Origin of the sequence: Nannocystis pusilla (genome assembly GCF_026626665.1) — a bacterium.
Taxonomy (GTDB): Bacteria; Myxococcota_A; Polyangia; order Nannocystales; family Nannocystaceae; genus Nannocystis; species Nannocystis pusilla.
On sequence record NZ_JAPNKE010000002.1, the window covers coordinates 4,368,766 to 4,386,431 of the forward strand.

Sequence of the window (17,666 nt, forward strand, 5' to 3'; positions counted from 1 at the left end):
TGTCGTCACCTGTCCTTCCGGACCTGCCCTCGAGGACCTGCCTCTTCGAACATGCCCCCGAGGACCTGTCCCCGGGGACCTGCCCGAACGAGCTAGTACACCTGCTCCTCCGCCGCCGCGCCCTGGCAGCCGTCGCCGCCGTCGGGCGCCTGCGGCTTGCCGCCGGCGTTGCCTTCGAAGCCACCATCGCCGCCGAGGCCGCCGTCGCCGGCCGCGCCGGCCTGCTGCGTGTTGGCCAGGCCGACGAAGCCGCCGCCCACGCGGGCCACCGCGATCGACGCCCCGCCGCAGCCGCCGGCCGCACCGCCGCCGCCGCCGCCGTCGCCGCCCTTGGCGCCGAGGGCCCCGTTGCCGCCGCCGTCGCTCGGATCGCCGCTGTTCTTGCCGAGGCCGAAGTTGCCGCCGGACTTGCCCACGCCGCCGTTGCCGCCGTTGCCGCCCTTGCCGCCCTTGCCGCCCTTGCCCGCGTTGACCAGCGAGTTCGACACCTGGATCGACGAGTTGACCACCACGATCCCGAACGACCCGCCGCCCGCGCCGCCCGGACCGCCCGACGCGCCGCCGCAGCCCGCACCGCCGCCGCCGCCGCCGCCGCCGCCGAGGTGCGTCGTGTTCCCGCAGGTGAACGGCTCCTTGTCGGTGCCGCCGGCCCCGCCGCCGCCGCCGCCGCGCCCGTGAGACCCGCGCGTGCCGCTGCCGCCGCTGGTGCCCGCCCACATGCCGTTGGCGTCGAACGCCCCGGTCGGCGCCACCCCGGCCGAGCCCGCGTTACCGGCCGACCCGTTGTCGCCGAGGTTGCCCGCCACGCCCGTGCCGCCCTTGTCGTCGCAGCCGTTGATCACGTTGAGGCTGCACTGGCTGGCGCCGTTCATCCCGCCCGCGCCGCCCTGCGTCGAGTCGCCGCCGGCCAGGCCGTCGCCGCCCTTGCCGCTGGCACAGTCGGTCGCCGACCCGCCGCCGCCGCCATTGGCCCCGCAGCTCGACGTCCCGCCGGAGCCGCCGCTCGCGTCGCTCGCGTTGCCGCCGAGCCCGCCGTCGTCGCCCTTCGTGCCCGCCTGACCGCTCGTGCCGGCCCCGCCGTCGCCGCCGTTCAGCGTGCAGCGCTCGACCGACAGCAGGTCGTCCGCCGAGTCCTTCACCCACAGCGCGTAGCTCGTCTGCCCCTGATCGCTGAAGTCCTTGCCCTCGACCGTGAACCCGTGGAACCGCACCGACTCGGTCAGCCCCGTCGCCTGCACCGCGCGCGCCTCGCTGCCGACGATCGTCGTCGTGTTGGCCTGCAGGTCGTAGATGAACGACTTCGGCGTGTAGCCGCCGAAGATGCTCACCCCCGAGGCCAGCGTCACCGACTTGGGGTACGTCCCCTTGCTGACGACGATGTCGCACTTGTCCGGGCACGCGAGCGCCAGCTCGATCGCCTTGGCGATCGTCGCCACCGGCGTCTCGTGGGTGACCCCGTCGTTCAGATCGCTGCCGCCGTCGGGCGGGGTCGACACGAAGATGAGCCCCTCGTCGCTCCCGGTACAGTTCGGGTCCGGCACCTCCTCGGAACAGCCGTCGCCGGTCGTCGTCGTCGTCGTCGTCGTCTCGCTGTCGCTCTCGCTCGTGGTGGTGGTCGTCGTCGCGTCGGTCGTCGTCGTCGTCGTCGTCGTCGCGTCGGTCGACGTCACCGGCTCGGTCGTCGACACCTGCGTCGTCGAGTCGTCCGCCGTGCCGCTGCCCTCCGTCGGCACCGTGGTCGTCGGCACGCCCTCGGTCGTCGTCTCGGTCGGATTCATCGTGGCGCCGACGGTCGCCGTCGAGGTGTTGTTGCCCTCGGTGGCCGAGGTCGAGGTGATGGTGCCGTCGTCACCGCAGGCGAAGAGGAGCAGGAGCGTGGCCGGGAGCAAGCGAGGCGTCATGCGCATGACCGGCAGGGTAAACCCACCTCGGCTCGCAGTACAACGCGGCCACCGGGCCGTACGCCCCCTCGGCCTTGTCTCGGCCAGACCGGTGCTGCACACTCCCGCCGTGCCCGGTCCCGACGCCGCCCGCGCAGCCGCCATCCTGGCGGACCTCGGCCCGCTGCTGCCGGGTCTCGCCTCGCCGGCGCTGGTGATCGACCTCGCCGCCGTCGACCACAACATCGCCGCGGTGCTGCGTCGCTGTCGCGGCGACCAGCCGGACGACCTCGGCCGCGGCGCCGACCGCTGGCGTCCGCACGTCAAGACCCTCAAGTCGGCCGCGCTGGTCCGCCGCCTGTGGGCCGCGGGGGTCACCCGTTGCAAGTGCGCCACCCTCGACGAGCTCCAGCTGCTCCTCGAGGCCGCCGCCGAAGACGCCCGTGAGGACAGCCTCGACGTCCTCCTCGCCTACCCGCTGCACGAGGCCGCCTTCCACGCCGCCCGGCGCCTGCACGCCGCCCACCCGGCCGCCCGCGTGCAGCTGCTCGCCGACGGCCCGGAGCACGCCCTCGCCATGGATCGCTGGGCCCGCGGCGGCGCCGGCCCGATCGACCTCCAGCTCGACGTCGATCTCGGCATGGCCCGCACCGGCAGTCCTCCGTCCGTCTGGCGCGACGCCGTCGCCGACCTTGCGACGCTGTCACATCTCCGCGTCACCGGCCTCCACGGCTACGAGGGTCACCTCGCCTGGAGCCAGACCCGCGAGGCCGCCGCGGCTCACGACGCCCTGTGCGATCTGGCCGAGGCGGTTCTTTGCATCGGCAAGGGTCCGCTCGAGCTCGTCACCTCGGGCACCCACAGCTTCTCGGCCGCCCTCGATCACCCGCGGCTGAACGGCGGCCCGTGGCGCCACCGGATCTCCCCCGGCACCGTCGTCCTCAGCGACCTCCGCAGCGAACCCGCCGCCGAACGGCTCGGCCTGCGGCAGGCCGCCTTCGTGCTCGCCCGCGTCGTCAGCCGCGGCCGCGATCGCGTCACCCTCGACGCCGGCAGCAAGGCGATCGCCCCCGACCGCCCGGCGCCCAACTGTCACTTGCCGGCCTGGCCCGGCCTCGTCCCGCTCTCGCCCTCCGAGGAGCACCTGCCGCTGCGGCGCGAGCACGGCGCGCTCCCCGACCACGGCGCGGCGGTCCTCCTGGTCCCCGATCACGTCTGCACCACCGTCAACCTCTACCGCGAGTGCCTGCTCCTTCGGCCAGGTGAGGGTCCGACTCGCGCGGCCATCGGCGCCTCCGGCCACCGTCTCTTCTTCTTCGCCCAGGACCCTCCCGCATGAGCGCACCGCAAGGTCCCGTCCCCTCGTCCGGTCCGGTCCGGGACCACGCCCGCGGCTGCGAACTCGACGTCGTCGTCGCCCCGCGGGCCGCACGCAGCCAGGTCGTCGGTCTTCACGACGGTCGGCTCAAGGTCCAGCTGGCGGCGCCGCCGGTCGACGGCGCCGCCAACGAGGCCCTGCGCGAGCTGCTGGCCGATCGCCTCGAGATCTCCGCGAGCGCGCTCGAAATCGCCCGCGGGGCCACCGGTCGGCGCAAGACGGTCCGGGTCGCGGGCGTGAGCGCAGCCGTTGCGCGCGGCCGCCTCGGCCTGGGCGCGCTGGCTCTCGGGCTCGGGTTGTCGGCCTGCACCGTCGAGGTCCCGTTCCCGATCCGCGTCGTCTTGCCTGACGACTCGACCGACCTCAATCGCGCCGACAACCTCGCGCTCGAGGTCGGCCCCGACGCCTACTTCGTCAGCTATCCGGTGCGCGGCACCGACTTCGAGGTCGAGCTCGAGTTCGAGCCCGACGCGGTCGAGCGCACGCTCGCGCTCTACCTGGCCGATGGGACAGAATTGCTCGCCTGGGGCCGCAGCGTCCCGTTCGTGATGTTGGCGCCGCCGGGCGACCTGGCGGTGCTGATGGCGCGTCCCGGGGTCCTGTCGGTCTATCCGGGCGAGGTCGCCGAGCCCGACCCTGACCTGCTCGCCGTGCACGCGCCGGGGCGCGGCCTGATGTTGATGAGCGGCGCCGGCGACATCGCCCTGCTCAACGAGACCAACTTCGACATCGAGCTCGGGGCACGCCTGTCGTCCCCGCCCGAGCCCGGTGACGGCGCCTTCGTCGCCGATGCTCGCGGCCGGGTGTGGCGGGTCGGCGTCGACGACGGGGTCGGCGCCGCCATGTACGATCCCGGCACCGACGTGTGGGCGGTCGCCACCGTCACCGGCGACGACACCAGCGCGCGGCCGGGCGCCGCCGCGGTCGTCGGCGCCGCGCACGATCGCCTCTACCTCGCCGGCGGCGGGGCCCACACCGACCTGGTCGCCCTCTCGCTCGACCCCGACGAAAAAGGCGTCGTCGCCCTCGCCCCCGTCGCCGCGCTCGACGGCCCGCGCACCGGGGCCCGGCTCCTCAGCCTCGCCCGCGGCGACGACGAGGTCCTGCTGCTGGTCGGCGGCGCCGAGGCCGACGCACCGGCGGTGTATTTCCCCGACGGCGGCCACGCCCTGGGCCCGGCCGGCGACTGGACGAACATCCAGTGCATCCGCCTCGACGACGACGAAGCGGATGAAGCCGCGACCATCGACCTGCTGTGCCTGGGCGGGTTACGCGGCGGACAGCCTACCGGCGACGCGCTCGTGCTGCACGTGCCGTCCGCCGTCGCGGCCACCGAGGTCGAGGAGCGGCCGGCCTTCCTCAGCGCGCCGCTCGCAGATCCCCGGCTCTTCGCAGATGATCTGGCCGTGTACGCTCAGGGCGCCGCCCAGTGGTGGCGGGTCGATCGGAAGGACCTCGCCGTCGAGCTCACCGAGACGGTGGCGACCCGCGTGAACGGCGGCCATTCCATCACCCTGGGGACCGGTGTTACCTTCCTGGTTGGCGGCCGAGACCTGGACGATCGCGCTGTCGATCGCTGGTGGATCTTCGCTCCCAGCTTGGCTCCCATGTAGCCGTCCTTGAAGGCGGCGTCCCCGGAGGCTCTCCATGGCCGACACTCTGACGATCACCGACAACCGAACCGGCAAGACCTACGAGATCGACATCAAGGACGGAACGATCCGCGCCGACGCGCTGCGCAAGATCAAGACGTCCGACGACGACTTCGGCCTGATGACCTACGACCCGGCCTTCATGAACACCGCGTCGTGCCGGTCCGCGATCACCCTGATCGACGGCGACAAGGGCATCCTGCGCTACCGCGGCTACGCCATCGAAGACCTGGCCGAGCAGTCGTCGTACATCGAGGTCGCGTACCTCCTGCTGCACGGCGAGCTGCCCAACGAGGCTCAGCTGCGCAAGTGGAGCCACGAGATCACGCACCACACCTTCGTCCACGAGTTCCTCCGCAAGTCGATGGAGGGCTTCCGCTTCGACGCGCACCCGATGGGCAAGCTGGTCAGCATGCTGGGCGCGCTGTCCACCTTCTACCCCGAGGCGAAGAAGGTCCGCGACGACAAGACCCGGCGTCAGGAGATCGTCCGCATCATCGCCAAGATGCCGACCCTCTCGGCGTGGGCGTACCGCCACGCCGTCGGCCGGCCGTACGTCTACCCGGACAACGAGCTGTCGTACTGCGGCAACTTCCTCAACATGATCTTCCGGATGGCCGAGCCGCGGTTCGAGCCGCACCCGGTGCTCGAGCGGGCGCTCGACATCCTCTTCATCCTCCACGCCGACCACGAGCAGAACTGCTCGGCCAACGCCGCCCGCGCCGTCGGCTCGGCGGAGACCGACCCCTACTGCAGCCTGGCCGCCGCCTCGGCCGCCCTCTACGGCCCGCTCCACGGCGGCGCCAACGAGGCCGTGCTGCACATGCTCAAGCAGATCGGCAGCGTCGGCGCAGTGCCGGAGTTCATCACCGGCGTGAAGAACGGCAGCGGCCGCCTCATGGGCTTCGGCCACCGCGTCTACAAGAACTACGACCCGCGCGCCAAGGTCATCAAGAAGCTCGCGCACGAGGTCTTCGAGGTCACCGGCAAGAACCCGCTCCTCGAGATCGCGCTCGAGCTCGAGAAGATCGCGCTGAACGACGACTACTTCGTCAAGCGCAAGCTCTACCCGAACGTCGACTTCTACTCCGGCATGATCTACCAGGCGATGGGCTTCCCGGTCGACATGTTCCCGGTCCTGTTCGCCATCCCGCGCGCCTCCGGCTGGCTGGCCCAGTGGCAAGAGATGCTGCAGGACCCCGAGCAGAAGATCGCCCGCCCGCGCCAGATCTACACCGGGGCCGACCTCCGCCCCTACGTGCCGATGAGCGAGCGCGCCACCAAGCCCGCGACCTGATCGCCGTCATCGACGAAGATCGCCGAGGGCCCGCCGCACCGCGCCGGGGCCCTTTCTGCGTCTGCGAATCCGCGGCCCGTCGAAGCGTCGCGGATACCGCGAATGTCCCTTCGGACATATCATCATACTTCCAGCCACGCGGCGCGTCGCCTGCCTCGCACCTTCGCTCGCAGGGTCAGCGCGCCAAGAACTCGATCGTGATCAGCGCACCGCCGGTGCGGCGATCGATCGCCGACGAGACCGTCCCCCACGCGAACTTCGCCGCCGGACCCAGGTCGAACGCCTCGCGCAGCCAGCGATCGTTGGCCTGCTTGTCCGCGGCGAGCGTCGCGTCGTTCACCTCGTCCCACGACGCAGGCCCGTCCGCCGCGGTCATGCGGATCGCTCGCGGCGACTCGCCCGAGAACGCCACATTCACGTAGAAGCTGCGCCCGAACAGCGCGCTCGGCCCGAAGCGGTAGGTCCGGTGCGGCGGGTTGTCGGTCACCAGCGCCGCGCTCGGATGCAGCGCGAGAAATCGCGTCCTCGTCGTCGCACCATCGATCGCCCCGTCGGCGAACGCGAGCACCCCGTCGCGCATCATCGCCGCCGCGCCAGCACATAGGCGCGCTGACTGAGGAACTCGCGCGGCGTGCTCGGCCCGCGGTCGAGCCGCGCGGTGAGCTCGAAGCCGACCTCGTCGAGCCTCGCCAGGACCTCCTCCGCGGCAATGAAGTGCCCGTCGAGGCCGACGCGATGGCCCCACCATTCTTCCAGGCGGCGCACCGATCCGGCCGGGAACCCCGCCGCCGACGTGTGGACCGCCAGCAGCAGCGCCCCCCGGGCCGCACGATGCGGGCCATCTCCGCGTACGCCTGCGCCCGCCTCGCCGCGTCGAGGTGGATCACCGAATACATGCCACCGCTCCGGAGAGCGAGGCGTCACCGAACGGCAGCGCCAGCAGCGAGCCCCGCACGAACTCCAGGCCCTGGACGCCGGCGTGCAGGCGCTGCGCCTCCGCGATCATGCCGCCCGAGACGTCGACCCCCGTGACCCCGAGGCCGAGCTCCGCCAGGAAGCGCGCCTCGAAGCCGGGGCCGCAGCCGAGGTCGCCGACCAGGGCCCCACGCCCGACCATCTCCGCGAACGCCGAGAGCAGCGCGCGATCGAGGATCTTCTCCGCCAGGTCGTCCGCGTACTCGGCCGCGTAGTGGCGCGCGACCATGTCGTAGGTCGCCTCGATCTCTGCGTGGCCACGATCGTCGGGACCCGTCATCGACATCCTCTCTCGTTACCACGTTCCGGCGCGCATCGTCTGGCCACGTCGACGGCTCCCCGTCATGCGCCTCACTCCTCCGCGGACTCGGGCGGCTCGGGCATGAACAGGTCGGCGACGACCAGCTCGATCGCCTCGAACGGAGGCACGCGGGCGACAGCGCTGCGGTCGTACGTCCCCGCCAGCACCCAGCGCCCGCGCTCGAGCGTGAACGCCTCGAGCACGGCCGCGACCGGGTCGATCAGCCAGTAGAAGGGCACGCCGTGCCTGGCGTACAGGTCGCGCTTGATCACCCGGTCGCGCCGCACCCCCTTCTTGGGCGACAGCACCTCGCAGATCCAGTCGGGCACCACGTCGATCGGCCGCTTGCCCCAGGGCGACGGCAACCGTTCGCGCCGCCAGCCGACCACGTCGGGTCGGACCACGTCGTGGTCCGTGAACTGGACATCGAGCTCGACCACGATCCACCACCCGCCCGGGCCTCCGCGCCCGCGGTCGAACGGTCCGCGCAACCCGTCCACGACCCCGCTTTGCACGTAGCTGTGCTCGAACAGCGCGCTCGGCTGCGTGATCAGCTCGCCGGCGAGGATCTCCGCCTTCACGTCTTCGGGCGTGGCGAGCAGATCCGCGTAGGTGGCGAGCTTCGGCGCGGCGGTCATGTTCGCCAGCATACACCATCCTCCAGGACCTCGCGGCTTGCGGCCGCCGCCGCGCCTGATAGCCTGCGGAGGTGGCCGTTCGCATCCTCGTCTTCGCCGTCTGCGCCGCGCTCGCATCGACCGGCTGCAGCGACGACTGCGGCGACGGCGAGTACCACGACGCCGAGATCTGTTTTGATAAACATGTCCTCGAGGTCAGGTCGGAGGCCGCGAGTCCGCTCGCCTTGCGCTCCGGGACTTCGACGGCGACGGCGTCGACGACGTCCTGGTCGTCGGCGCCGCCGCGGGCACCATCACCACCGACCTGCGGCTCGGCGACGGCGACGGCGGCCTCGGCGAGCCGCGCGACGTCGGCGTCGCCGGGTGCAGCGCCTATCCGGTGGTCGGCGACCTCGACCTCGACGGCGCCGCCGACCTCCTGTTCCCCTCCTGTGACGCCGGCGTGTTCGTCTACCGGGCCGACCGCGCCGGCGGCTTCATGCCTGCCGTCGAGGTCGACGTGGGCCTCAAGATCCGCACCACCGCCGTCACCGACGTCGACGGCGACGGCCGCCGCGACCTCCTCGTCCTCGGCAGCCTGTCCGAACAGCCAGCCGTCAGCCTCGTCCGCGCCGACGCCTCCGGCGGCTTCCTCCCCTATCGTCCACCCCGTCGTCGTCCCCGGCCTCGACCGCCTGCAGCCCGGGGGCTTCGTCGCCGGCCGGTTGCGCCGCGACGGCCCGGTCGAGCTGATCCTGGCCGAGTGGGAGCGCAGCGACGGCCTCGCGCGGGCCACCGTAGAGGCCGGCGTCCTCGGCCCGTTCGTGGCCATGACCACCGGCCTGCGCCCCGGCGGCCTCTATCTGCGCGACCTCGACGACGACGACATCCTCGACGTCCTCGTCCTCGACACCGCGCCCGTCGCCCTCGCCCCGCTGCTCGGCCCCGACCTGTCCGAAGGACCACGTACCGACCTCGGCTCGCGCCCCGGCCCGATCGCCCTCGCCCACCTCGACGGCGACGGCAGCCTCGACGCCGTCCTGTTCCACGGCGACCGCCTCGGCCTGTGGCGCGGCGTCGGCGACGGTCGCTTCACCGCCGCCGTCCAGCTCGGGTTCTCCGCCGACGTCGCCGAGGCCGTCCTGCCCGACCTCAACGCCGACGGCCGGGCCGACGTCGTCGCCGGCCTGTTCCCCGAGGGCGGCCTCGCCATCCGCCTCAGCGGCCCCTGACCTCCGAGCCCCGGAAATTCACGGCGTCCCGTTGCGACGCGAAGCACCGCGCAGCGAACAGTGTCCCGCTCGCGGCGCCACGCGCCCCTCGCATCACCGACCTCGCGCCGCGCAGGTCCACCGCTCGCCGCGCCTGTCCGGCGCGCCGGTTCCGACCTCCTCGCCGCCGTCCTCCACGCCCCTGGCCTCGTGCCCCCGTTCGGCCTGTCCGCCCCGCCTGGGCTCGCTCGTCGGCGGCTCGCCAATTCGCGCGTCTCGCCGGCGCTGATACCCTTGGCGGCGCCATGCCCTCCACGAGCACCCCCCGCAACTACGAGTTCTCGGCCGCGGAGAACGTCATCATCCGCCAGCTCGTCGACGCCATGCGGTTCGTCGCCGCGGCCTCGCTGGCGGTGGGCGCCTTCGTCCTGATCCTCGGGATCGCCGGCCTCGTCACTCAGGGGCGGTCCGCCGTCGGCCCCGCGCTCGGCGACTTCGCCGAGGCCGTCGTGTTCGTGCTCATCGGCCTGTGGCTGCAGCGGGCCGTCGACGCCTTCAACCGGGTCGTCGAGACCAGCGGCGACGACATCACCCACCTGCTCGACGCCCTGCGCGAGCTGACCCGCGTGTTCTCGCTGCAGCGCACCGTCCTGGTGCTGGCCGCCATCGTCATCGTCATGGCGATCGGCATCCACGGCGTGCTCTCGCTCGGCTGAGCGCTCGGGCATGTCTTCAAGACCATGCCCGAAAGGACATGCCCCCGAGGACATGTCCTTTCGACCCGTCTAGCGCTTCGTGAACTTGCCCAGCCAGCGCGGCAACAGCTGCTGGTAGAACCGCTCCGGCGCCAGCCGCTCGAGCCGCCACAGCCACGCCCCGTCGGCGTGGGGCAGCGCGTAGAGCGTCCCGGCGGCGGCCGCGTCGAGGGCGAAGCGGGCGACCTCGGGGGCCTGCAGCGTGGCGCGGTCCATCAGCTTGCCCACCGCCGACGCCCGCTTGTCGCTGCCGTGGTGGCGGCCGGCGTCGATGATGCGGGTGCGGAAGAACGTCGGGCACAGCACCGTCACGCCGATGCCGGCCGGCGCCAGCTCGGCGGCCATCGTCTCCGACAGCGCGACCACCCCGGCCTTCGTCACGTTGTAGGGCGCCATCGTCGGCGTGCACAGCAGGCCCGCCGCCGAGGCGACGTTGATCACGTGGCCGCGGCCCTGCGCGCGCATCTGCGGCACGAACAGCTCGCAGCCGTAGATCACGCCCCACAGGTTGACGCCCATGATCCACTCCCAGTCCTGCTGCGGGATCGCGTCGACCGGCCCGCTGGTGGCCACGCCGGCGTTGTTGATCAGCAGGTCGACCCCGCCGAGCAGCGACGTCGCCGCCTGCGCCAGCTCGGCCACCGCCGGGCGACTGGCCACGTCGCACGCGCGCGCGTAGGCCTTGCAGCCGAGCTTCTCGACCATGGCCGCCGTCTCCTCGGCGCCGGCGAGGTCGATGTCGGCGGCCACGATCCGGGCGCCCCGCCGCGCGAGCTCGAGGCTCAACGCGCGGCCGAGGCCACCACCCGCGCCGGTGACCACCGCGCGCACCGGCTTGTCGAAGGAGAGCGTCATGCGCGGGAAGCTACACCAGTTCCGCGAGCGGCTGCGGCTCGTCGTCCGGCCGGGCGCGCGCGTCTGCCAGTCGGCGGGCGGCCACGGATCGGGCCAGTGGACCTCGACCAGCGTCAACCCTTGCGGTGGCGCCGTGCGCCCGGTCCGGCGGCGATCGGGGCGCGCCAGCAGCTCGGCGATCTGCGTCGGCGGCCGGCGCCCGAGCCCGACCTCGACCAGCGTGCCGACCATGATGCGCACCATGTTCTGCAAAAAAGCCTCGCCGCGGACCGTCACGGTCACGACCGCCGGCGTGTCGCTCGCGGCCACCGTGCTGAGCCCGGCCGGCTCCTCCGCCGGGGTCGCCGCCACCTCGACCGCGAGCATCGTCCGCACCGTGGTCTGCGCCTGGCACGAGCTGGCGCGGAAGCCGGCGAAGTCGTGTTCGCCCACGAACGCCGGCGCCGCCGCCTGCATCGCCGCGACATCGAGCGGCCGCGCCAGGTGCCACTCGCCGCGGGCCGTGGTCGGCACGCGGTGCGGGGTGCAGCGGATCCGGTAGCGGTAGGTCTTGCCGTCGTTGAAGAACCGCGGGTCGACCGCGCGGCCGTCGGGCAGCTCGCAGGGCCACGCGCCCAGCACCCCGACGTCGCGCGGCAGCTTGCTCGTGAGTCCCAGCACCACCCCCCGGTCGGGGATCGAGAGCGTCGGCTCGAAGCCCACCAGCTGACCCAAAGCGTGGACGCCGGCGTCGGTGCGACTGGCGGCCCGGGTCCGCACCGGCTGCCGGTAGAGCTCCGCCAGCGCCGCCTCGAGCGCCCCTTGCACCGTCCGGGTGCCCTCCTGGCGGGCAAATCCGTGGAAATCGGTGCCGTCGTAGGCGACCCGCAGGAGCAGCGTCATGAGCGCGGACGCACCATCGACCGCCCCCGGCGAGCTGTCAACCGAACTCGGCAATTCGCCGCTGGACGCGACAAAGCAGCGCCCCACGCGCGATTTCTTGCTACCCTCAAAGCCCCCCGGGCGATGGACTTCCGCAAGACTTACTTCCTGCTGCCGAACCTCTTCACCCTCTCGGGCCTGTTCTGCGGCTTCTACGCGATCTCGGTGTGCGCGCGGCTGAGCGACGAGGGCGGGGGCAGCGACGCGCTCTACAAGGCCTCGCTGGCGATCATGCTCGGCCTGTTCTTCGACGCCGCCGACGGCCGGATCGCCCGCCTCACGCGCACGCAGTCGGAGCTCGGCCTGCACCTCGACAGCCTCAGCGACCTCGTCACGTTCGGCGTGGCGCCAGGGCTCGTGATCTACCGCTGGGGCCTCGAGGGCTTCGGCCGCGCCGGCCTGTTCATCGCCTTCCTGTTCGTCGCCGGCGGCGCGTTCCGCCTGGCCCGCTTCAACGTCCTGTCGCTGCGCGCGATCGACGAGAAGCCGGGCAAGTACATGCTGGGCCTGCCGATCCCGGTGGCGGCGACGGTGCTGATCTCGACGGTGATGGCGTTCCACGCGATCGGCATCAACCAAACGACCAATCACATCCTGGTCGCCACGCTGGTGACGGTGCTGTCGTACTTGATGATCAGCCGGGTCCGCTTCCGCTCGATGAAGGACCTGAAGCTGACCAAGCGGACGACGGCAGTGGTCGGCCTGCTGCTCGCCAGCGGGGTGCTGGTGGCGGTGCGGATCTCCCGGCCCGCGGTGCTGATCCTGCTGGTCGGCTGCTACATCACGCTCGGCCTGATCGAGGAGATGTATCTGCTGCGCAAGGGCCGAGTGGAGCGGATCCGGGCGGCCCGCGCCCAGGCTCTGGCGCCGGCGCCGACCGAGGAGCTGGCGAGCGAGTCCGAGGTCCTCGCCGAGCTCGGCATCGACGACGACGCCAGCGCTCGCGCTGCTGCACCCGAGGGCGCCGTCACCACCTGACCTACTTGCTCGACGTTCCTCGAGAGCGGGCGCGCCACGCGGCAGTGATGCTCTGCGGTCAGACCTGGGCCCAACCACCGTCGGCGAACAGCTCGACGCCGGCGACGTAGCTCGAGGCGTCGCTCGCGAGGAACAACGCCACCTCGGCGATCTCCTCGGGCGACGCCATGCGTGCCATCGGGACATCTTTGAGGACCATGTGACGGAACGCGTCCGGAGCGTGTTGCATCGCGGGCGTGTTCACGGGACCAGGGCTGAGGACGTTGGTCCGGATCCGCCGCTCGCTAAGCTCCTGGGTCCACACACGAGCGAACGCGCGTACAGCCGCCTTGGCGCCCGCGTAGAGCGTCCCGCCGGGCAACCCCTTCGAGCCCGCGACCGAGCCGACGATGACGATCGACGCTCCGTCGCGCAGCAGGGGCAGCGCACCTTGCACGGAGAAGAGAACGGCCGCGGTATTGACCGTGAACGTTTCGTGAAACGCCTCCCGCGTGAGCGAGCCGAGCGGCCCGAAGCCTCCGCCGCCGGCGTTGCACACGAGCACGTCGATCTTCCCCTTCTCCTCCTTGACGCGCGCGAGGAGGCGCTCCAGATCGGAAGCCTTCGTGACGTCCCCCTGAACCGCCGTGACATTGGTTCCGATGTGCTGCGCGGCCTCGTCGAGCTCCGCCTGGCGCCGACCCACGATGAAGACGTGAGCCCCCGCCTCGACGAAGCGCTTTGCGATGGCAAGGCCGATCCCACTGCTCCCACCCGTGACCACGGCGATCTTTCCGTTCAATCTCATGCGTGCCTCCATGACGAAACTGGAAGCAGTGTGCGCTCGCCTCCCGTGGCGCAGTAGGCGACTCGCGGGGAGGACAGTCGTGCAGAAGTTTCACGAATCGCGCGTGGGCGCACCCGTCTATGGCGCTCGGCGCGCTGCCGGTCGGGCGAACGCCTCCACCAAATGGTCGACCAGAGCGCGCACCCGAGGTGTCTCGCGCTGCGCGGTTCGGTAGATCGCGCTGACCGGTATGGGGTCCGTGCTCCATCCTGGAAGGACGGCGTAAAGCGCTCCGCGCCTCAGGTCGTCGGCCACGAACCAGTCCGGGAGCAACGCGAGCCCGTGGCCCGCCAGCGCGAGCTCGCGGACGCCTTGCAGGGCGCTGCAGCGAAACACGACCGTCTCGGTCATGCCCACGCGCGCCTCACGCTCTCCGTCGCCGAGTGCCCATACGTCGGGACCGGGCCCGACGTGGCAGCTCAACGCGTCGTGTCCGACCAACGCCTCGGGCGACCGCGGCTCCCCTCGCCTCTCGAGGTACGTCGGCGCTGCCACCAGGACGAACGGAAACGCGGTCAGCCTTCGCGCGACGACGCCGCCGGAGATCGGGATGGTCGCGCCGGCTCGGACGAGGACGTCGAGTCCCTCGAGCACCGCATCGAGCAAGCGATCTTCGAGGTGAAGCTCCACGCTCAGGAACGGATGCTTCTGGCGCAACGTGATCACATGGGGCATCAGCGCGGCCAGTCCGAAGCTCACTGGAGCGCTCACGCGCACCGTGCCCTCGACGCCTCGGGACCGACCGATCGCCTGCGCCTCGGCGACCTCCCGGAGCACGCGCAGACAGTGCTCGTAGTAGCGGTGACCGTCGGCCGTCACGGCCATCGACCGCGTGGAGCGTGCCAGCAGCGTGACGTCGAGCTCGGCTTCGAGCGCCGCGATCTGACGGCTGACCGCGCCCGACGTGAGCTTCAGATGTTTGGCTGCCGCGGAGAACGAGCCGCTCTCGATCACGCGGACATACGTGGCCATCTTGTCGAGCAGGTCCATCGCTTCCCGATGTCTCCGAGCGTAGCAACTCTGCCAGGATTCGCGCGCCTACCGTCGACGGTCCACGGCTGCGAGACGTAGACCGCGTGGCTGCCGGCGACCCTCGACGACCGTCGAGCCGGCGCACTTCAACATGCTTTGCTGAGCCGGCGGGGGATCATCCGGTCCCCGGTCGCCACCAGGTACCAGCTCGGCCTGGTCTTCCAGGCCGGCGGCCGGCCGCCAGGCAGCAGCCCGCGACGGAGCCACGTCGCAGAAGTACCGCCCCTGACGGGCGCACCGCTCATCTGTCCTTACCGCCAGGCTCCCGCGCGACCCGCAGCCCGGTCGCCAGCAGCAGGGCGTACAGCAGCAGCTCGAGCAGCTCCTGCGCGGCCCGCTCCCACGCGGCCGACATGTTGCCGGCGACGAACAGCGCGCCGAGGGCTGCGAAGGCCCAGCGTTCGTCGCGGATCGGTCGCGCCCGGCCGAGCCAGCGACCTGTCCCCGGGCCAGATAATAAGCGGCCAGCGGCAGCGCGAACAACAGGTACGACGAGCCGCGGGCGGCGTTGTGCATGTTGCGGTGGCCGAACACCGCGGCGACGCGCTCGCCGACGGCCGGCCAGCCGTACACGCTGCCCCAGTCGATCTCCTCGACCAGCACCAGCGCCAGGAAGCCGGCCATCGCCAGCGGCACCGCTCGCCCGCCGGGCCGGCTTGCGAGGAGCCACGCCACCACCGCTGCCGCCAGCACCGCGTGCGACGCGTGCTCCGCCGGGCCCTCCTTGGCCAGCAGCTCGGCGGTGCTCGCCGGGCTCGTCCACCCTGCGGCGACGGCCACCGCCGCGATCGTCAGGATCGTGAACGTCCGCGGGAGCACGGCCGCAGCATAGAGGATCTCGCGTCGGCTGGGCCTGGTCCTGGGCGTCGTCGCGGCCGACGTCGCTCGGGGAGTTCGCGCACCCGCTCGCTGGCGCCGGGTCGGGACCGGGCCCACAAGCAAGGCGACCTCGGAGCCGGGTCGCGGCCAGCCCGCCGCGGCGACCCGTCCGAAGCGAGGCAAGCACGATGCGCAAGCTCGGCATCCATCCTCCGTCCAGCGCCCAGCTGCTCGAGCGGCGGACCCCGCACGCCCGCTCCGACGAGCCGTCGGCCCGCGCGCCGTGGCTCACCCCCGTCGTCTTCCCCGCGATGCTGGTCCTGCTGGTCGCCACCGTCCTGATCTACGTGTTCGCCGCGCAATGACCTGACGATGTCGACCCCGCCGCCCAGACATGTCCCCGAGGACAGCGACCCGAAGGCCGCCGCCGCCGGGCCGCGCGCGGAGGAGCAGCCGCCTGTCCCCGAGGACAGCCAGGAGCTCCTCGGCCGGCGCGAGGAGACGGTCATCCCCCGGCTCGAGGAGCGGCTCCGCGTCGACACCCGCGTGCGCGAGCACGGCCGCGTGCGCATCGACAAGACCGTCGAGGCGCGCGACCAGCCGCTCGAGCTCGACAGCGTCGAGGATCACGTCGTCAGCTGGCGGGTCCCGGTCAACCGCCCGGTCGAAGCGCCGGTGCCGGTCCGCTACGACGGCGACACCATGATCCTGCCGATCCACGAGGAGGTCGTGGTCGTGCAGAAGCAACTCGTCCTCCGCGAGGAGCTGCACGTCCGCGTCCACCGCGTGCACATGCACGAGCAGCAGACCCTGCACCTCCGCGCCGAGGCGATCACTATCACCCACAACCGCACCACTACAGGAGAAGCCGCCATGAAAACCGTTATCGGTCTGTTCGATGACTTCAACGACGCGCAGGCCGTCGTCACTGCTCTGCTGAAGCGCAACATCGACCGCGCCGACGTCAGCGTCGTCGCCAACAACCTCGAGAACATCCCGATCGACCTCAACAAGGAGCCCGCCGAGGGCCGCCACGAGGCCATGGCCGAGAGCGCCAAGACGGGCGCAGGGACCGGCGCGATCGTCGGTACCGGCGTCGGCGGCGTGCTCGGCTTCCTCGCCGGCATCGGCTCGATCTTCATCCCCGGCATCGGCCCGATCGTCGCCGCCGGCCCGCTCCTGGCCGCCCTCACCGGCGCCGGCGTGGGCGCGGCCGCCGGCGCCGCGCTCGGCGGCCTGGTCGGCGCGCTGACCCAGGCCGGCGTGCCCGAGCACGACGCCCACTTCTACGCCGAGGCCGTGCGCCGCGGCGGCACCCTCGTGCTCGTGCAGGCCAACGACGAGCGCGCCGCCGACGTCGCCTCGATGATGAGCGGCTCGGGCGCGGTCGACGTCGATCGCCGCCGCGAGCACTTCCACGCCACCGGCTACAAGGGCTTCGAGCCCGGCGCCAAGCCGTACACGATGGAGCAGCTCACGCGCGAGCGCCAGACCTACCGCGCCCAGCCGGCCGCCACCGGGGCGACGATGCGGCAGCAGCAGCAGCAGCAGACGCCGGGCACCCAGCGGCCGACCGAGGCCTCGGGCACGATCGGCACCGCCCGTCAGGCCGGCGCGCAGCAGCAGACGATGGACCAGCCGCACTTCAAGGACACCTCGATGGAGATGAAGGTCGTCGAGGAGGACCTGCTGGTCGGCAAGCGGGTCATCGAGCACGGCCGCGTCCGCGTCTACGCGCGCGTCACCGAACGCCCGGTCGAGGAGCAGGTCAGCCTGCGCGAGGAGCACGTGACCGTGAAGCGCCGCCCCGTCGACCGCCCGGCCACCGGCGAGGACATGAACGCCTTCCGCGAGTCGTCGCTGGAGATGACCGAGTACGCCGAGGAGGCCGTGGTCGCCAAGGAGGCGCGCGTGGTCGAGGAGGTCGTGGTCGGCCGCGAGGTCGAGACGCACACCGAGACCGTGCGCGACAAGGTGCGCCGCACCGACGTCGAGGTGGTCGAGGAGCAGACGCCGGCCAAGACGGTGTCGACCTCGCCGATGCACAAGGTCCCGAGCCCCGGCACCGGCCAGCCCGCGGCCACCAACCGGCCGACGCCGCCGCCGCCGCCGGGGCAGAAGCGGCGCGCCTCGGGCAGCTGAACGCTTACCTGCGAGGGTTTCGGCGAT

At 72.1% G+C, this 17,666-nt stretch carries 16 protein-coding genes and 2 pseudogenes; 9 read left to right on the forward strand and 9 right to left on the reverse strand.

Annotated elements, in window-relative coordinates:
- Positions 1 to 92: 92 nt before the first annotated feature.
- On the reverse strand, positions 93 to 1,907 hold the full coding sequence (locus tag OV079_RS19240) for a hypothetical protein (RefSeq protein WP_267770289.1): 1,815 nt from the start codon (positions 1,905 to 1,907) through the stop codon (positions 93 to 95).
- A gap of 103 nt (positions 1,908 to 2,010) precedes the next feature.
- Here OV079_RS19240 and OV079_RS19245 point away from each other — a divergent pair, with 103 nt between their 5' ends.
- The 3 genes and pseudogenes from OV079_RS19245 to OV079_RS19255 all read left to right on the forward strand — a co-directional run bounded on the left by OV079_RS19245 (position 2,011) and on the right by OV079_RS19255 (position 6,207).
- On the forward strand, positions 2,011 to 3,219 hold the full coding sequence (locus OV079_RS19245; protein WP_267770290.1) for an alanine racemase: 1,209 nt from the start codon (positions 2,011 to 2,013) through the stop codon (positions 3,217 to 3,219).
- A pseudogene (locus tag OV079_RS58170) lies at positions 3,216 to 3,512 on the forward strand (DUF167 domain-containing protein); the annotation flags it as partial. The gene OV079_RS19245 and the pseudogene OV079_RS58170, both read left to right, overlap by 4 nt.
- A gap of 1,393 nt (positions 3,513 to 4,905) precedes the next feature.
- Complete coding sequence (locus tag OV079_RS19255) at positions 4,906 to 6,207, forward strand: citrate synthase (RefSeq protein WP_267770291.1); 1,302 nt, start codon at positions 4,906 to 4,908, stop codon at positions 6,205 to 6,207.
- Between the two features lie 175 nt (positions 6,208 to 6,382).
- Here the strand turns inward: OV079_RS19255 and OV079_RS19260 are convergent, their stop codons facing one another.
- The 4 genes from OV079_RS19260 to OV079_RS19275 form a co-directional block, all read right to left on the reverse strand.
- Complete coding sequence (locus OV079_RS19260) at positions 6,383 to 6,790, reverse strand: hypothetical protein (RefSeq protein ID WP_267770292.1); 408 nt, start codon at positions 6,788 to 6,790, stop codon at positions 6,383 to 6,385.
- The gene (locus tag OV079_RS19265) at positions 6,787 to 6,972 is read right to left on the reverse strand and encodes a hypothetical protein (RefSeq protein WP_267770293.1); all 186 of its coding nucleotides are present in this window, start codon (positions 6,970 to 6,972) and stop codon (positions 6,787 to 6,789) included. Before OV079_RS19265 ends, OV079_RS19260 begins: the two co-directional genes overlap by 4 nt.
- 118 nt (positions 6,973 to 7,090) lie before the next feature.
- Complete coding sequence (locus tag OV079_RS19270) at positions 7,091 to 7,462, reverse strand: class I SAM-dependent methyltransferase (protein WP_267770294.1); 372 nt, start codon at positions 7,460 to 7,462, stop codon at positions 7,091 to 7,093.
- 71 nt (positions 7,463 to 7,533) lie between these two features.
- A complete protein-coding gene (locus OV079_RS19275) occupies positions 7,534 to 8,121 on the reverse strand; it encodes a Uma2 family endonuclease (RefSeq protein WP_267770295.1) in 588 nt (195 codons plus the stop codon).
- 442 nt (positions 8,122 to 8,563) lie between these two features.
- Between OV079_RS19275 and OV079_RS58175 the strand changes: the two are divergent.
- From OV079_RS58175 to OV079_RS19285, 3 genes and pseudogenes are all read left to right on the forward strand, one after another.
- A pseudogene (locus OV079_RS58175) lies at positions 8,564 to 8,629 on the forward strand (hypothetical protein); the annotation flags it as partial.
- 301 nt (positions 8,630 to 8,930) lie between these two features.
- On the forward strand, positions 8,931 to 9,332 hold the full coding sequence (locus OV079_RS58180) for an FG-GAP repeat domain-containing protein (protein WP_276603560.1): 402 nt from the start codon (positions 8,931 to 8,933) through the stop codon (positions 9,330 to 9,332).
- Positions 9,333 to 9,616: 284 nt separating this feature from the next.
- Positions 9,617 to 10,027 carry a hypothetical protein gene (locus OV079_RS19285; RefSeq protein WP_267770297.1) on the forward strand — a complete coding sequence of 137 codons (411 nt, stop codon included), beginning with the start codon at positions 9,617 to 9,619 and terminating at the stop codon, positions 10,025 to 10,027.
- A gap of 69 nt (positions 10,028 to 10,096) precedes the next feature.
- Here the strand turns inward: OV079_RS19285 and truA are convergent, their stop codons facing one another.
- Positions 10,097 to 11,803 carry a tRNA pseudouridine(38-40) synthase TruA gene (truA, locus tag OV079_RS19290; protein WP_267770298.1) on the reverse strand — a complete coding sequence of 569 codons (1,707 nt, stop codon included), beginning with the start codon at positions 11,801 to 11,803 and terminating at the stop codon, positions 10,097 to 10,099.
- A gap of 123 nt (positions 11,804 to 11,926) precedes the next feature.
- Between truA and pssA the strand changes: the two genes are divergently transcribed.
- Positions 11,927 to 12,820, forward strand: a complete 894-nt coding sequence (gene pssA, locus OV079_RS19295; RefSeq protein WP_267770299.1) for a CDP-diacylglycerol--serine O-phosphatidyltransferase — start codon at positions 11,927 to 11,929, stop codon at positions 12,818 to 12,820.
- 58 nt (positions 12,821 to 12,878) lie between these two features.
- Here pssA and OV079_RS19300 read toward each other — a convergent pair whose 3' ends face one another.
- The 3 genes from OV079_RS19300 to OV079_RS19310 all read right to left on the reverse strand — a co-directional run bounded on the left by OV079_RS19300 (position 12,879) and on the right by OV079_RS19310 (position 15,497).
- A complete protein-coding gene (locus OV079_RS19300) occupies positions 12,879 to 13,607 on the reverse strand; it encodes an SDR family NAD(P)-dependent oxidoreductase (protein WP_267770300.1) in 729 nt (242 codons plus the stop codon).
- A gap of 117 nt (positions 13,608 to 13,724) precedes the next feature.
- Positions 13,725 to 14,636 (reverse strand): LysR family transcriptional regulator, encoded by a 912-nt coding sequence (locus tag OV079_RS19305; RefSeq protein WP_267770301.1) that lies wholly within the window; start codon positions 14,634 to 14,636, stop codon positions 13,725 to 13,727.
- Positions 14,637 to 14,684: 48 nt separating this feature from the next.
- The gene (locus OV079_RS19310) at positions 14,685 to 15,497 is read right to left on the reverse strand and encodes a hypothetical protein (protein ID WP_267770302.1); all 813 of its coding nucleotides are present in this window, start codon (positions 15,495 to 15,497) and stop codon (positions 14,685 to 14,687) included.
- A 188-nt stretch (positions 15,498 to 15,685) separates the two neighbouring features.
- Here OV079_RS19310 and OV079_RS19315 point away from each other — a divergent pair, with 188 nt between their 5' ends.
- Both OV079_RS19315 and OV079_RS19320 read left to right on the forward strand, forming a co-directional pair.
- The gene (locus OV079_RS19315) at positions 15,686 to 15,862 is read left to right on the forward strand and encodes a hypothetical protein (protein WP_267770303.1); all 177 of its coding nucleotides are present in this window, start codon (positions 15,686 to 15,688) and stop codon (positions 15,860 to 15,862) included.
- Positions 15,863 to 15,869: 7 nt separating this feature from the next.
- The gene (locus tag OV079_RS19320) at positions 15,870 to 17,639 is read left to right on the forward strand and encodes a YsnF/AvaK domain-containing protein (protein ID WP_267770304.1); all 1,770 of its coding nucleotides are present in this window, start codon (positions 15,870 to 15,872) and stop codon (positions 17,637 to 17,639) included.
- Positions 17,640 to 17,666 lie beyond the last annotated feature (27 nt).